The sequence below is a fragment of the Micromonospora sp. 050-3 genome, from assembly GCF_046549335.1.
In the GTDB taxonomy this organism is placed as follows: Bacteria; Actinomycetota; Actinomycetes; order Mycobacteriales; family Micromonosporaceae; genus Micromonospora; species Micromonospora trifolii.
The window spans coordinates 538,998-552,038 of record NZ_JAJPVX010000002.1 but is presented as its reverse complement, the minus strand read 5'-3'; the positions used below and the strand labels follow the sequence as shown (position 1 = coordinate 552,038).

15 protein-coding genes are annotated in these 13,041 nt (G+C 71.7%); 6 read left to right on the top strand and 9 right to left on the bottom strand.

Annotated features, from left to right (window positions below; genetic code table 11):
- The first annotated feature begins 116 nt into the window (after positions 1 to 116).
- Both ACLJOK_RS17580 and ACLJOK_RS17575 read left to right on the top strand, forming a co-directional pair.
- Positions 117 to 2,135, top strand: a complete 2,019-nt coding sequence (locus tag ACLJOK_RS17580; protein ID WP_410819884.1) for a DEAD/DEAH box helicase — start codon at positions 117 to 119, stop codon at positions 2,133 to 2,135.
- A 102-nt stretch (positions 2,136 to 2,237) separates the two neighbouring features.
- Complete coding sequence (locus tag ACLJOK_RS17575; RefSeq protein WP_410821523.1) at positions 2,238 to 2,858, top strand: putative glycolipid-binding domain-containing protein; 621 nt, start codon at positions 2,238 to 2,240, stop codon at positions 2,856 to 2,858.
- Positions 2,859 to 2,909: 51 nt separating this feature from the next.
- Here ACLJOK_RS17575 and ACLJOK_RS17570 read toward each other — a convergent pair whose 3' ends face one another.
- From ACLJOK_RS17570 to ACLJOK_RS17560, 3 genes are read right to left on the bottom strand one after another with little or no spacing between them, the layout of a single operon-like run.
- A complete protein-coding gene (locus ACLJOK_RS17570) occupies positions 2,910 to 4,001 on the bottom strand; it encodes a PLP-dependent cysteine synthase family protein (protein WP_410819883.1) in 1,092 nt (363 codons plus the stop codon).
- 32 nt (positions 4,002 to 4,033) lie between these two features.
- Positions 4,034 to 4,864, bottom strand: coding sequence for an SDR family NAD(P)-dependent oxidoreductase (locus ACLJOK_RS17565; protein ID WP_410819882.1), 831 nt, complete (start codon positions 4,862 to 4,864; stop codon positions 4,034 to 4,036).
- 50 nt (positions 4,865 to 4,914) lie between these two features.
- On the bottom strand, positions 4,915 to 5,373 hold the full coding sequence (locus ACLJOK_RS17560) for an Lrp/AsnC family transcriptional regulator (protein WP_238668705.1): 459 nt from the start codon (positions 5,371 to 5,373) through the stop codon (positions 4,915 to 4,917).
- 270 nt (positions 5,374 to 5,643) lie between these two features.
- Between ACLJOK_RS17560 and ACLJOK_RS17555 the strand changes: the two genes are divergently transcribed.
- The gene (locus tag ACLJOK_RS17555) at positions 5,644 to 5,910 is read left to right on the top strand and encodes a BldC family transcriptional regulator (protein ID WP_007454516.1); all 267 of its coding nucleotides are present in this window, start codon (positions 5,644 to 5,646) and stop codon (positions 5,908 to 5,910) included.
- 143 nt (positions 5,911 to 6,053) lie between these two features.
- Here ACLJOK_RS17555 and ACLJOK_RS17550 read toward each other — a convergent pair whose 3' ends face one another.
- Positions 6,054 to 6,683, bottom strand: a complete 630-nt coding sequence (locus ACLJOK_RS17550; protein ID WP_410819881.1) for a UbiX family flavin prenyltransferase — start codon at positions 6,681 to 6,683, stop codon at positions 6,054 to 6,056.
- 152 nt (positions 6,684 to 6,835) lie between these two features.
- On the opposite strand from ACLJOK_RS17550, the gene ACLJOK_RS17545 reads away from it, so the two are divergent.
- A complete protein-coding gene (locus tag ACLJOK_RS17545) occupies positions 6,836 to 7,822 on the top strand; it encodes a terpene synthase family protein (protein ID WP_410819880.1) in 987 nt (328 codons plus the stop codon).
- Between the two features lie 22 nt (positions 7,823 to 7,844).
- On the opposite strand, the gene mqnP is transcribed toward ACLJOK_RS17545, so the two are convergent.
- Together mqnP and ACLJOK_RS17535 are read right to left on the bottom strand one after the other, a co-directional pair.
- Positions 7,845 to 8,756 carry a menaquinone biosynthesis prenyltransferase MqnP gene (gene mqnP, locus ACLJOK_RS17540; protein ID WP_410819879.1) on the bottom strand — a complete coding sequence of 304 codons (912 nt, stop codon included), beginning with the start codon at positions 8,754 to 8,756 and terminating at the stop codon, positions 7,845 to 7,847.
- Entirely contained in the window at positions 8,756 to 10,216 is a 1,461-nt protein-coding gene (locus ACLJOK_RS17535; protein ID WP_410819878.1) for a menaquinone biosynthesis decarboxylase, read from the bottom strand. Before ACLJOK_RS17535 ends, mqnP begins: the two co-directional genes overlap by 1 nt.
- A gap of 259 nt (positions 10,217 to 10,475) precedes the next feature.
- Here ACLJOK_RS17535 and ACLJOK_RS17530 point away from each other — a divergent pair, with 259 nt between their 5' ends.
- Positions 10,476 to 11,351: an alpha/beta fold hydrolase gene (locus ACLJOK_RS17530; RefSeq protein ID WP_410819877.1), complete on the top strand. Its 876-nt coding sequence runs from the start codon at positions 10,476 to 10,478 to the stop codon at positions 11,349 to 11,351.
- Between the two features lie 24 nt (positions 11,352 to 11,375).
- On the opposite strand, the gene ACLJOK_RS17525 is transcribed toward ACLJOK_RS17530, so the two are convergent.
- On the bottom strand, positions 11,376 to 11,930 hold the full coding sequence (locus ACLJOK_RS17525) for a carboxymuconolactone decarboxylase family protein (RefSeq protein WP_410819876.1): 555 nt from the start codon (positions 11,928 to 11,930) through the stop codon (positions 11,376 to 11,378).
- Between the two features lie 83 nt (positions 11,931 to 12,013).
- Between ACLJOK_RS17525 and ACLJOK_RS17520 the strand changes: the two genes are divergently transcribed.
- The gene (locus ACLJOK_RS17520; protein ID WP_410819875.1) at positions 12,014 to 12,490 is read left to right on the top strand and encodes a MarR family winged helix-turn-helix transcriptional regulator; all 477 of its coding nucleotides are present in this window, start codon (positions 12,014 to 12,016) and stop codon (positions 12,488 to 12,490) included.
- 28 nt (positions 12,491 to 12,518) lie between these two features.
- On the opposite strand, the gene ACLJOK_RS17515 is transcribed toward ACLJOK_RS17520, so the two are convergent.
- Positions 12,519 to 12,707, bottom strand: coding sequence for a DUF397 domain-containing protein (locus ACLJOK_RS17515; RefSeq protein ID WP_410819874.1), 189 nt, complete (start codon positions 12,705 to 12,707; stop codon positions 12,519 to 12,521).
- The gene (locus ACLJOK_RS17510) at positions 12,698 to 12,916 is read right to left on the bottom strand and encodes a Scr1 family TA system antitoxin-like transcriptional regulator (protein ID WP_410819873.1); all 219 of its coding nucleotides are present in this window, start codon (positions 12,914 to 12,916) and stop codon (positions 12,698 to 12,700) included. Before ACLJOK_RS17510 ends, ACLJOK_RS17515 begins: the two co-directional genes overlap by 10 nt.
- Positions 12,917 to 13,041: the final 125 nt, after the last annotated feature.

Sequence of the window (13,041 nt, the reverse complement as noted above, 5' to 3'; positions counted from 1 at the left end):
GCTGAGATCACTGACCCGGCGCGCGTGGTGTGCGCCCCTGGGCGATCTTGCGGGCGATCCGGCGGTAAAGCCGCGGCAGGCCATCGCGAAGATGCGCCCCGCTCGAAAGGTTTTTGTTGACCACCTCTGCTGACCCCAGCACCGTTACGTCCGTTTTCAACTCAGTCCCGGCGGCCGACACCGCCCGGGAGCAGCTCGACGTCCCCCTGAGCGAGGCCGGCACCGCGCCGGTGGCGACCGCGCAGGCCGAGCCGACCGAGACCGCCGAATCGATCAGCTTCGCCGACCTCGGCCTGCCCGAGCCGCTGGTCCGCGCGCTGGCGCAGCAGGGCATCACCAGCCCGTTCGAGATCCAGCGGGCCACCGTTCCGGACGCGCTCGCCGGCCGCGACGTGCTGGGCCGCGGGCAGACCGGTTCGGGCAAGACGCTCGCCTTCGGGCTGCCGATGATCGCCCGGCTGGCCAACCGCAACCGGGCCCGGCCGATGCGTCCGCGCGCCCTGGTCCTGGTGCCCACCCGCGAGCTGGCCATGCAGGTCAACGACGCACTGTTGCCGCTGGGCAAGTCCGTCGGCATCTTCCTCAAGACCGCCGTCGGCGGTGTTCCGTACGACCGTCAGATCGACGCGCTGCGCCGCGGCGTGGAGATCATCGTGGCTACCCCGGGCCGCCTCGGCGACCTCATCGAGCGGGGCATCTGCCAGCTCGACGACGTCGAGGTCACGGTGCTCGACGAGGCCGACCAGATGGCCGACATGGGCTTCCTGCCCGAGGTGACCGACCTGCTGGCGAAGACGCCCGCGGGCGGTCAGCGGCTGCTCTTCTCGGCCACCCTGGACGGTGACGTCGACGCGTTGGTCAGGCGGTTCATGACCGACCCGGTCACCCACTCCACGGCGCCGTCCACCGCCTCGGTGTCCACCATGGACCACCACATGCTGTTGATCCCGCCGCACGAGAAGTTCCCGGTGGCGGCCTCGATCGCCGCCCGGGATGGCCGGACCATGGTCTTCGCCCGTACCCAGCTCGGGGTGGACCGGCTGGTCGAGCAGCTCGCGGCCGTCGGCGTACGCGCCGGTGGGCTGCACGGCGGCAAGACCCAGCGGATGCGCACCAAGACGCTCGCCGAGTTCCGTGAGGGCCGGATGAACGTGCTGGTCGCCACGGACGTGGCGGCCCGGGGCATCCACGTCGACGGGGTCACCCTGGTGCTGCACGTCGACCCGCCGAAGGACCCCAAGGACTACCTGCACCGCGCGGGGCGTACCGCTCGGGCCGGCGAGTCCGGCGCTGTCGCCACGCTGGTGCTGCCCAAGCAGCGCCGTACCACCCTGGCGATGATGGAGAAGGCTGGCGTCGCGCCGGCCGAGACCCGGGTCCGGGTCGGGGACGCGGCGTTGGCCGAGCTGGTCGGCGCCCGCGAGCCCAGTGGCGTCCCGGTCCGCATCGAGGCGGAGCCCCGGGGCTACGGCGACCGCTCCGGCGGCCCGCGTCGGTTCGGTGACCGCACGGGCGGCGAGCGCCGCTACGGCGACCGTCCGCAGGGCGACCGGCGCTTCGGCGACCGGCCCACCGGCGAGCGCCGCTTCGGCGACCGGCCGCAGGGTGAGCGCCGCTACGGCGACCGGCCCACCGGCGAGCGCCGGTTCGGCGACCGCCCGCAGGGCGACCGCAGCTACGGCGACCGCCCGCAGGGTGAGCGCCGCTTCGGCGACCGGCAGCACAGCGACCGGCCGACGGGTGAGCGGCAGCACAGCGACCGGCCGCAGGGCGACCGGGGGTACGGCGACCGGCCGACGGGCGAGCGGCGTTACGCCGATCGGGACACCCGGGGGTACGGCGACCGGCCGCAGGGCGAGCGTCGGTTCGGCGACCGGCCGCAGTTCGGTGACCGGGACGGTCGGGGCGACCGACCGACCGGCGAGCGTCGGTTCGGCGACCGCCCGCAGGGCGACCGCAGCCACGGCGACCGCCCGCAGGGTGAGCGCCGCTTCGGCGACCGGGACACTCGGGGTGGTTTCCGCCCGGAGAGCCGGGTCCGGGACGACCGGCCCCGCGACGACCGGCCCCGCGAGGACCGCCCGCGTGACGATCGGCGCGGCTTCGGCGGGCGACCGGCGGCGCGTACCCACTGATTGATCCACCGAACGCCGTCGTGAAGCCCAGGCTTCGCGGCGGCGTTCGCGCATACCCTGCCGATGTCGGTCCGGTCGCGTAACGTCCGGCTCATGCCGACCATGCCGAAGTCAATCTTCTGGTCCCGGACGGACACCGCCGGCAGCGAGCAGGTCCTGCTCGACGACGGCCACGGGTTGGCGGCCCGAGGCACTCTGCTCGCCGTGGACCCGATCCCGTGGACCGCCCGCTACCAGCTGACCACCACGCCGGACTGGGCCACCACCCGGGTCGAGGTCGAGGCCGAGGGTCTCGGCTGGCTGCGCCGAGTGAAGCTGGAGCGGGCCGCTGGCCGCTGGCGGGTGACCACCGCCGAGCAGGGCGACCTGGACGCGGCCCTGGTCGCGGCCGGGCATCGCCGAGCCGGCCTGCCGGGCACTGACGACCCGGACCGGCTGGCCGACGCGCTCGACGTCGACCTGAGCGGTTCGCCGCTGTTCAACACCCTGCCGGTCCACCGGCTTCGGATGGCGGCCGAGCCGGCCGATGTGGCACACCGGATCACAGTTGCCTGGGTGCTGCTGCCCGGCCTGGAGGTGGTGGCGGCCGAGCAGATCTACACCGGGCTCGGGCCGGGTCGGGTGCGCTTCGCCAGCGGCACCTTCACTGCCGACATTGATCTGGATGACAGCGGCTACGTGGTGCGCTACCCCGGGCTGGCCGAACGGATCGACCCGCGCTGATCGGTGCACGGGCAGGCAAGGCTCCGGGCGGGCCCGACCCCGCTGGGCGGCTCAGGCGGGCCAGGCTCCGCTGACCAGGAAGCGGTCGATGGTAGCCAGGTGCGGGGTCAGGTCGAGGCCCTGGGCGGCCACCCAGTCGTCGGCGTAGTACGTGTCGGCGTACCGGTCGCCCGGGTCGCAGATCAGGGTGACCACCGAGCCCGTCCGACGCTCGGCGAGCATTGCGGCGATCAGGCCGAACGCGCCCCACAGGTTGGTGCCGGTGGACCCGCCCACCCGGCGGCCGAGCAGCGCCGACCCGGCGCGCATGGCGGCCAGGGACGCCGCGTCCGGCACCTGGACCATCCGGTCCACCACCGAGGGCAGGAACGACGCCTCCACTGTGGGCCGGCCGATCCCCTCGATGCGGGAGCCCTTCGCGGTCCGTACCGACCAGTCGGCGGCCAGCCAGGCCGGATAGAACGCCGAATTCTCCGGATCGACCACGCAGAGCTTGGTGGCGAGCCGGCGGTACCGGGCGTAGCGGCCGATGGTCGCGCTGGTGCCCCCGGTGCCGGCGCCCACCACTACCCAGGCGGGGATCGGGTGCCGCTCCAGCTCCAACTGCGCGTAGATCGACTCGGCGATGTTGTTGTTGCCCCGCCAGTCGGTCGCCCGCTCGGCGTACGTGAACTGGTCCATGAAGTGCCCGCCGGAGTCCTCGGCGAGCCACCGGGCCTCGACCACCACGCTCGCCGGGTCGTCCACCAGGTGGCACCGGCCGCCCTGGAACTCGATCTGCGTGATCTTCTCCGGCGAGGTGGAGGCGGGCATCACCGCGATGAACGGCAGGCCCAGCATCCGGGCGAAGTACGCCTCGGAGACCGCTGTGGAACCCGACGACGCCTCGACGATCGTGGTGCGCGGCCCGATCCAGCCGTTGCAGAGCCCGTAGAGGAACAGCGAGCGGGCCAGCCGGTGCTTCAGCGAGCCGGTGGGGTGTGACGACTCGTCCTTGAGGTAGAGGTCGATCCCCCACTCCCGCGGCAGCGGGAACGGCAGCAGGTGGGTGTCGGCGGACCGGTTCGCGTCTGCCTCGACGGCGGCGATCGCCTCGGTCACCCAGGTTCGGCTGGATTCGTCGCACCGGTCGAGATGAGTCACGCTCGGAAACCTAGCAAGCGGGCCAGCTGAGGTCACCGCCGGTCCGGTGGCGTTGACCTGCGGCGTTGGCGTCGCTGACCGGCACGGCCGGCGGCCCGGACGAGTGGGGTCAGTGCGACGGCCAACCTGGGCAGCGCGTCCAACAGGCGCACCTGCGCTCCCCGCCAGCGGGGCAGGCTGACCACCGGACGTGGCCGTCGGGCCAGCCGAACCGCCCGGGCCGCCACCTGCTGCGCGGTCAGCATCGATCCGGTGAACGAGGCCACCGCCCCCGGGTCGTCCAGCCGGTCGTGCAGCATCGGGGTCCAGATGCCGTCCGGGCAGAGGCAGGAGACGTGCACCCGTCGGTACCCGGCCATCCGCAGGTCGGACAGGGTGCCGAGGCTGAACGCCAGCAGGGCGTGCTTGCTGGCCGCGTACACCGTCTCGCCGGGCGCGGCGACCAGCCCGGCCAGCGAGACGACGTTGAGCACGTGTCCGTGGCCCTGCCCGCGCATCACGGACAGCGCGGCGAGGGTGCCGTTCATGGCGCCGTGGGTGTTGACGTCGAGCAGCCGGCGGCGGGTCGCGGCGTCGTGCTCCCACGACGCCCCGGTGACCAGGATGCCGGCGTTGTTGACCCAGAGGGCGAGATCGCCCCGGCCTGCCGCGTTCGCGGCGGTGGCGGCGCAGGCGTCCTCGTCCCGGACGTCCAGGGCGGCCGACCAGCCGCCGAGCGGCGCCGCGGCGCTCTGCGCCGCCGCCGGGTCGAGGTCGGTGAGCAGCACCGACCAACCGTCGGTGTGCAGCGCGGTGGCGATGGCCTGGCCCAGGCCGCCGGCAGCACCGGTCACCACGGCCACGGGACGCGCCGGCGGGGTCATCGGCGCACGCTACCGCCGGCCGCCCGGGCGACACCAGGGGTACGCGGCGGTCAGGCCGCGGGCGAGCCGACCGGCTGGGGGCGGTTCTCCCACTTGGTGGAGAGCGCGATGGCGGTACGGGTGGAGGCCACCCCCGGCGTCCGGTTCAACCGCACGATCAACTGCTCCAGCTCGGCGATCGTGCCGACCCGCGCCTTGAGCAGGAACGACTCGACGCCGGCCATGAAGTAGCAGGATTCGATCTCGGGCAGCACCCGCAGCGACTCGAGCATGTCGTCGGTGTCGGCACCGGAGTCCTCGACGATGCCGATCAGCGCTGTGACACCCAGCCCGATCGACTCCGGGGCCACGTCCGCGCGGTAGCCCCGGACCACGCCGCTGCTCTCCAGCTTGCCGACCCGCTCGTGTACGGCCGGGGCCGAGAGGCCCACCTGTCGGGCCAGCTCGGCGTACGAGAGGCGGGCGTTGCCGCGCAGTAGGTCGACGAGGCTCAGGTCGATGGCATCCACAGAGAGTGACCTTAACCGCTGACACGTAACGTGCGACCTTCGGCACCCGTTGGACTGAGCGGTGAGTCACTGTTCATAAACCGCCGGTCAGGGCAGAGGTAGCACCAGTAACATTACTAACTCCCCACTCAGTGCATTTTTCGCGTTTGGGCGGACAGGCCATGTCCCTGGTGCTGTAATTGCCATACGTCCCTCATGACGGCTCTGGGCTACGCACCAGCCGGGGGCAGTGTGTTCAGCCGGGGGCTTCGTCGACGCGAGGAGGGGGCTGTGGACACTGGAGATCGCCTGCTGACACCGGGTGAGGTCGCCGCGCTGTTTCGGGTAGACCCGAAAACTGTGACGAGATGGGCGGCGGCCGGCCGGATAGGAAGCATCCGGACTCCAGGCGGGCATCGCCGGTTTCGGGAATCCGAGGTGCGAGCCCTGCTTGAGGGGGAGGGCATGCTGGACGAGGTGGATGAGGTCGGTAAGCCACGCAATGTGGGGCCGGCGGCATCCACGGGGCCGGGTCCGGCCAACGCCGGCATGTACTGAACTGGTGCGGACAACGCCACGCGGACCGGACACCAGTCCGGTCCGCGTCCCGCTTCGGCCAGGCGCCGGGCGGCAGCACCGCTCGTGCTGAGCGGCACAACCGTGCCCAGCGCGAGCGGACGGCTCAGCACGAACGGGACGGCTCAGCTTCGGGCTGCGCCGAGCTGGCCGGACCAGCGCCGGAACAGGGTGTGCGGGACGCCGAGCGCGTCCAGCACCTTGCCGGCCACGAAGTCGACAAGTTGCTGCGCGCTGGCCGCCGCGCCGGCGCCGTAGAAGCCGGGGCTGGCCGGCAACACCACCGCGCCCGCGTCGTGCAGGGCGATGAGGTGCTCCAGGTGGCTGCGGGTCACCGGTGTCTCCCGGGGGACCAGCACCACGGGACGGCGTTCCTTCAGGTTGACCTCGGCGGCGCGCTGCAACAGGTCCTTGGAGAGCCCGATCGCGATGCCGGCGCAGGCGGCCGTGCTGGCCGGGACCACTGCCATCCCGCGTACCCGGTAGGAGCCACTGCTCGGCCCGGCGGCCAGGTCGCCGGCCGGCCAGTGCCGCACATCCGCAGTGGTCAGGTCCCGGTCGAGCCAGGCGGCGAGGTCCTCGGCCCAGTGCCCGTCCCGGAAGGGTCGGCCGGTCTCGTCGAGCACTGTGAGTCGTGCCGCCCGGGACACGATCAGATCCACCGGCTGGCCCGCGTCGAGCAGGCCGCCGACGACGGCCGCCGCGTACGGCGTACCGGAGGCACCGGAGACCCCGACCACCCATGGTTCCCGCATGCCCCCAGCCTGCCTGGTCCGGCTGGTCCGCTGGTGGGCACCCCCGGGGTTGGTCCGGTCCGACATGTCCGACGGGGTACCTGCGCATCCCGCCGACCTGACATGCTGCCGCTGGCGATTCGCACCGGAACCATCTCGAAGAGGAGGCATCGGTGACGACCGGCGAGATCCTCCGGGCGCTGCGTGCCGAATGTCCGATCCCGCCCCGGCTTCCACCACCCCACGCCGATCGTGTGCAGGCCTGGCTGCTCGGTCTGCTGCCCGAGCTCGGCCACTCAGTGGACGACGCCGCGCTGCGCCGGCTGTCCCGGGGCGCCTTCGCCCGGTACGCCGGGCGGCTCTACCCGGCGGCGACCGAAGCCGACCTGCGGGTGCTGACCGCGCTGTTCACCTGGTTCTTCCTGGTCGATGACGCCTGCGACGGGCCGCACCGGTTGACGCCGGAGCAGATCCGGGCGCTGCGCAACGGCACACTGGCGCTGTTGCACGACGGCACCCGGCTGCGGCAGACCGGGCTGACCGGCCCGCTGCGGCGACTGCTGGTGCTGGCCTGGCGGGAGCCGCGCCGCCGGATGCCGGCCCGGTGGCGACAGCGTTTCACCGACGCCGTGGCCCGGCACCTCGACGGCACCTGGCAGGAGGCCGTCAACAAGGAGGCCGGCCACCGTCCCAGCGTGGACGAGTTCGTCGAGCTACGTCGGTCGACCTCGGCCGCGGAGGTGTCGTACCCGCTGGTGGAGTTCGTCAGCGGCCGACCGTTGCCCGACCCGGTCCACCACCACCCGCTGCTGCGTCAGATCGCCCACACCGGCAACGACCTGCTCTCCTGGTACAACGACATGGCCTCGCTGGAACGGGACCGGGTGACCGCGGGCGGGCACAACCTGGTCCTCGCCATCGAGGCCGAACTGGGCGTGCCGGAGGCGGAGGCGCTCGAACGGGCGGCCGAGCACTGGCGGGATGCGATGCGGCGCTTCGTCGCGTTGCGAGCCGCGGTGCCGTCGTTCGGCCCGGCCTTGGACCAGGCGGTCGCCGACCATCTCGACGGGATCGCGAACGCCGTGCGCGGGACCGTCGACTGGACCTTCGAGAGCGCCCGCTACCCGGTCAGCGCCACCCCGCCCGTCTCAGGGCCGTAGGCCGAACCGGACCCACCCAGCCTCACGGCCGCAGGCCGAGCCGGATCACCAGGTCGAGCAGGGCGAAGAGGAACAGCGCGATGCCGACGAACCCGTTGGCGGTGAAGAACGCCCGGTTGACCTTGCTGAGGTCGGTCGGGGTGACCACCAGGTGCTGGTAGCCGAACGCCACAGCGGTCAGCGCCAGCCCGATCCACCAGAGCCAACCGAGACCGATCAGCGCGCCGAACCAGATGAACAGGGCGAAGGTCACCACGTGCGCGACGGTGGAGGCGTGCAGCGCGAAGCGCCGACCGTACCGGGCGGGCACGCTGTGCACGCCGATCTCCCGGTCGATCTCGGAGTCCTGGCAGGCGTAGATCAGGTCGAAACCGCCGATCCACAGCCCCACGGCCGCGCCGAGCAGCCAGGCGGGCCCGGAGCCGTCCAGGGTGCCGGTGACCGCCAGCCAGGCGCCGACCGGGCCGACCGCCTGGGCGATCCCGAGGATGGCGTGCGGCCAGTTGGTGAACCGCTTGGCGTAGGGGTAGACGACCAGCGGCACCACGGCGAGCGGCGCGAGCACCAGGCAGAGCGGGTTGAGCAGGGCGGCGGCGACGAGGAAGACCACAAGTGCGACGGCGGCGCCGGTCCAGGCCGTCCGCACGCTCACCGCTCCGGTGACCAGCTCCCGGCCGGCGGTACGCGGGTTCCGCGCGTCGATCTTGCGGTCGAGGATCCGGTTGGCGGCCATCGCGAACGTCCGCGCCCCGACCATCGCCACGGTGATCAACAGCAGGTCGAGCCACCGTACGCGCCCGCCGAGACTCTGCATCGCGGCCAGCGCCGAGAGGAACGCGAACGGCAGCGCGAAGACGGAGTGCTCGACGGCGACGAGCTTCAGGAAGGACTTGGTCCGGCCCGGCTTCGCCGCCGGTGCGTCGATGACGGCCATCAGATTCCGTACTCCTTCCAGCGCTTGTCGACCAGGGCGGTGACCTCGGGGGCCATGGTCATTTCCTCCGGCCAACCGCGGGTGTAGCCCTCGGTGGGCAGCTTGCGGGTCGCGTCGACGCCAGCCTTACCGCCCCAGAACTGCTGGTACGACGAGTGGTCGAGGTGGTCCACCGGACCCTCGGTGAGCAGCAGGTCCCGGGCGTAGTCGACGTTGCCGAAGGCCCGGAAGGCGACCTCGTTGTAGTCGTGCACGTCGCAGTCCTCGTCGACGATCACGATCAGCTTGGTCAGCGACATCAGGTGCGCGCCCCAGATCGCGTTCATCACCTTCTGCGCGTGCTTCGGGTAGCGCTTGCGGATCGAGACGATCGCGCAGTTGTGGAAGACGCCGGCGGCCGGCAGGTCGTAGTCGACGATGTCCGGGATCATCAGCTTGAGCAGCGGCTGGAAGATCCGCTCGGTGGCCTTGCCGAGGCCGTGGTCCTCCTGCGGCGGCTTCGAGGTGACGATCGAGTGGTAGACCGGCTTGCGCTGCATGGTCATCGCCTCGATGTGCAGCACGGGGAACGGCTCGACCGGCGTGTAGAAGCCGGTGTGGTCGCCGAACGGCCCTTCGGGCAGCCGCTCACCCGGCTCCAGGTAGCCCTCCAGCACGATCTGCGCGTGCGCCGGCACCTGCAACGGCACTGTGAGGCAGTCGACCATCTCCACCCGCTCGCCGCGGAGGAACCCGGCGAACAGGTACTCGTCGATGTCGCTGGGAAGCGGCGCGCTGGCCGCGTACGAGACGACCGGGTCGCAGCCGATCGCGATCGCGACCGGCAGGCGCTGCCCGAGCCGCTCGGCGACCGCGTGGTGCGCCGTCGAGTCCTTGTGGATCTGCCAGTGCATGCCCAGGGTGTTGCGGCCGTGCTGCTGGAGTCGGTACAGGCCGAGGTTGCGCTTGCCGGTCTCCGGGTGCTTGGTGTGGGTCAGCCCGTAGTTGTGGAAGATCCCGCCGTCGTCGGGCCAGACCTGCAACCCCGGCAGCCGGTTGAGGTCGACGTCCTCACCCCGGTAGACGACCTCCTGGCAGGGGGCGGTCTTCACCTTGCGCGGCGGCACCGACTTGAGCTGCATGACCTTGCCGAGACCCTCCCGGATGCCCGACCAGCCGACCGGCAGCTCCGGCTTGATCATCGCGCCGATCCGGGCACCGACCTCGTCCAGCGAGTCGACGCCGAGGGCCATCGCCATCCGCTTCTCGGTGCCGAACAGGTTGATCGCCACCGGCATCTCGCCCCGGGTCGGACGCTCGAAGAGCAGCGCCGGGCCGCCGGCCCGCACCGTGCGGGTGACCACCTCGCTGATCTCCAGGGTCGGATCGACCGGGACGTCGATCCGGCGCAACTCCCCCGCGCGCTCCAGCGCCGCGATGAAGTCCTTGAGATCGGTGTACGGGAAGCCACGAGCCGCCATGCCGCCCAGTCTCCCGCACCGGCTCCCGCACCACCCAGGCCGGGTGCTGTGACGCTCGCGATCCCCCGACGTCAAATGCAGCCGGGTCTCGATCGACTCGGCTTTCAGGAAACCGCGGTGTCCCAGGCCGCCGGACACCGCGACTTCAAGGAAGGCGAGTGGATCACCGAACCTCGCGGGCATGGCGGGCGTTTGAGCGGGTAGCCGGGCAGGCGCCTGGCGGACGGCAGCGGGCACGCGGGGGCGGACGGAGGCGGCCATGGGCGGGGAGCGGGTTCCGGCGGGGTTCACTGAGCAACGGGCTCGGGTCGGCCAGATCACCATGAACTACGTCCGTGGGGGTGCCGGTCCGCCACTGGTGTTGCTGCACGGGTATCCGCAGTGCTGGTACATGTGGCGGCACCTGCTGCCCGAGTTGGGGCGCTCTTTCGAGGTGGTCGCGCCCGACCTGCGCGGCTTCGGGGGCAGCGACGCCCCGGATGGCGGGTACGACAAGAAGACTGTCGCCGCCGACCTGCACGGACTACTCGACCAGCTCGGCCTGGTCGGTGACCTCCGGCTGGTCGGGCACGACCTGGGGACCATGGTGGCGTACGCGTACGCCGCCGCCCATCCGCAGCGGGTGAGTCGGCTGGCGCTCACCGAGGCGCCGATCCCCGACGAGAGCATCTACACGTTCCCCGCGCTCACCTCGGCCGGGCCCGGGGTGTGGAACTTCGGCTACTTCTCCCTCGGCAACGGGCTTCCGGAGGCATTGGTCGACGGGCGGGAGTCGCTCTGGGTGGACAAGTTCACCGACGCGCTGATGGTGCGCAAGGGCAGCATCGCCGCGCCCGACATCGAGGAGTTCGCCAGCCATCTGCGCGACCCGGCGCATCTGCGGGCCAGCTTCGCCTACTTCCGGGCGTTCGAGCAGGACATCGCCGACAACGCGGCGTACCGGGGCACGAAGCTGACCATGCCGGTGCTGGCCGTCGGTGCGGCGGCCAGCCTCGGTGGGCAGATCGCCGAGCAGGTTCGCCGCTACGCCGACACGGTGCGCGGCGAGGTGATCGAGGACTGCGGGCACTGGCTGTACGAGGAGCGCCCGGACGAGATGCTCGCCCTGCTGCGGGACTTCCTTCAGGCGGCCTGAGCAGGGGTCCGCAGGTGTCCTCGCTCAGGCGGCGGGCGACCAGGCGTGGGCGGCCAGTGGAGGGTCGAGCGGTGCCCGGGTGAGCCGGTTGGCGAAGGTGGACATGGTGTACGCGCCGACGCCGAGCACCACGTCCAGCGCGTGCCGGGGCTGGTAGCCGGCGGCCAGGAAGTCGTCCATCTCGTCGTCGGGCACCGCGCCCCGGTGGTTCAGCACGGCCAGCGTGAAGCGGCGCAGCGCTTCCAGGCGCGGGTCGGGCAGCACCGAGCCGGCACGCAGCGCGGTGATCAGCTCGGCGGTCGCGCCGAGTCCGGTGAGCTTGCCGGTGTGCAGGGCGACGCAGAAATGGCATTCATGACTGGTGGAGACCGTCAGGATGACCACCTCCCGGTCCAGCGGGGTGAGGTCGGTCTGCTCGAAGCCCGTGCTGGCGGTGAGGAAGCCGGTGAGCAACTGCGGCGAATCGGCCATCAGGGCCACAGGGGTGGGCAGCCAGCCGAACCGGCCGCGTACTCCCTCGATGGACCGACGGGCGGCGGCGGGTGCTGTCTCAGCGGTGTGGGCGGTGAAGACGGACATGGTTACCTGCTTCCCGGAGCCTGGGTCGGGGGACGTTACGATAGTCAACGTGGTTGACGAAATAGTAAACGTGGTTGTCGAAGATGGCAACCGCTGATCCCGCCCGGCCCGGCTTCCAGCTACCGCTGCTGCTGCTGGCCGGCTTCCGGACGCTGATCGACGACCTGCACACCGAGCTGGCTCGGGAGGGGCATCCGGAGCTGCGACCGCTGCACGGGTTCGTGCTCCAGGCCGTCGGCGCGGACGGCACCACCGCCACCGAGCTGGGTCAGCGGCTGGGCATCTCCAAGCAGGCCGCTGGCAAGACCGTCGACCGGTTGGTCGCCGTCGGCTACCTGGAACGGGTCGACGACCCATCGGACGCCCGACGTCGGCTGGTCCGGGTGACCCCACGCGGTGCCGACGGGCTACGCCGCTCGGCCGAGATCTTCGACCGGTTGCGCGCACAGTGGGCCGACACCCTCGGCCCAGAGCGGGTCACCGCCCTGGAGGACGACCTGCGCACGATGGCCTCGGCCAACTGGTTCCGGCTCGACGTACCCGGCTGGTTCGGCGGCTGATCGCAGGGCCGCCGGGCTCAGTGGTCGGTCAGCGGGTGCGGGCCAGCTCGACGAAGGCCCGCCACGCGGCGGGGGTGAAGGTCAGCAGGCCGCCGTCGCGGTCCTTGGAATCGCGGACGTGCACCCGACCGGCCAGGTTGTCGGCGACCTCGACGCACGCACCGCTGTTGTTGCCGCTCCGGGTGGACTTGTGCCAGGGGGCTCCGGTCAGATCCATGGCTTCACGATCTCCTCGAGCAGGTCGATCGACTGCTGCCGGGGCAGCGCGTCACTGCGCAGACTCTCCCACCCTCCGAGCAGGGTCGCCAGCTCGTTGATGTCGTCCACGGCGGTGCCGCCGATCTGGTTGTCGAGGAAGCCGAGCCAACTGCCGTCGGCGGTGCGGCCGAGGATGAACGGCCCGAAGAGGCCGGCGTGCAGGCCCACGCCCTGCGCGCCACCGCAAGATCCACTCAGGTTTCAGGAAGTCGGGCCGTCCCAGGGCGCAGGACACCCCGACTTCCTGCAAGCCGAGTGGATCAACGGCCGACCGGGCGCGGGACACCGCCACG

Excerpts from the sequence above, each read along its gene's own strand:
- ACLJOK_RS17565 (WP_410819882.1), bottom strand. The coding sequence starts at position 4,864 with ATGACCCCGCCGGCGCGTCCCGTGGCCGTGGTGACCGGTGCTGCCGGC.
- ACLJOK_RS17575 (WP_410821523.1), top strand. The coding sequence starts at position 2,238 with ATGCCGAAGTCAATCTTCTGGTCCCGGACGGACACCGCCGGCAGCGAG.
- ACLJOK_RS17535 (WP_410819878.1), bottom strand. The coding sequence starts at position 10,216 with ATGGCGGCTCGTGGCTTCCCGTACACCGATCTCAAGGACTTCATCGCG.
- ACLJOK_RS17520 (WP_410819875.1), top strand. The coding sequence starts at position 12,014 with ATGGCAACCGCTGATCCCGCCCGGCCCGGCTTCCAGCTACCGCTGCTG.
- mqnP (WP_410819879.1), bottom strand. The coding sequence starts at position 8,756 with ATGGCCGTCATCGACGCACCGGCGGCGAAGCCGGGCCGGACCAAGTCC.
- ACLJOK_RS17550 (WP_410819881.1), bottom strand. The coding sequence starts at position 6,683 with ATGCGGGAACCATGGGTGGTCGGGGTCTCCGGTGCCTCCGGTACGCCG.
- ACLJOK_RS17525 (WP_410819876.1), bottom strand. The coding sequence starts at position 11,930 with ATGTCCGTCTTCACCGCCCACACCGCTGAGACAGCACCCGCCGCCGCC.
- ACLJOK_RS17515 (WP_410819874.1), bottom strand. The coding sequence starts at position 12,707 with ATGGATCTGACCGGAGCCCCCTGGCACAAGTCCACCCGGAGCGGCAAC.
- ACLJOK_RS17530 (WP_410819877.1), top strand. The coding sequence starts at position 10,476 with ATGGGCGGGGAGCGGGTTCCGGCGGGGTTCACTGAGCAACGGGCTCGG.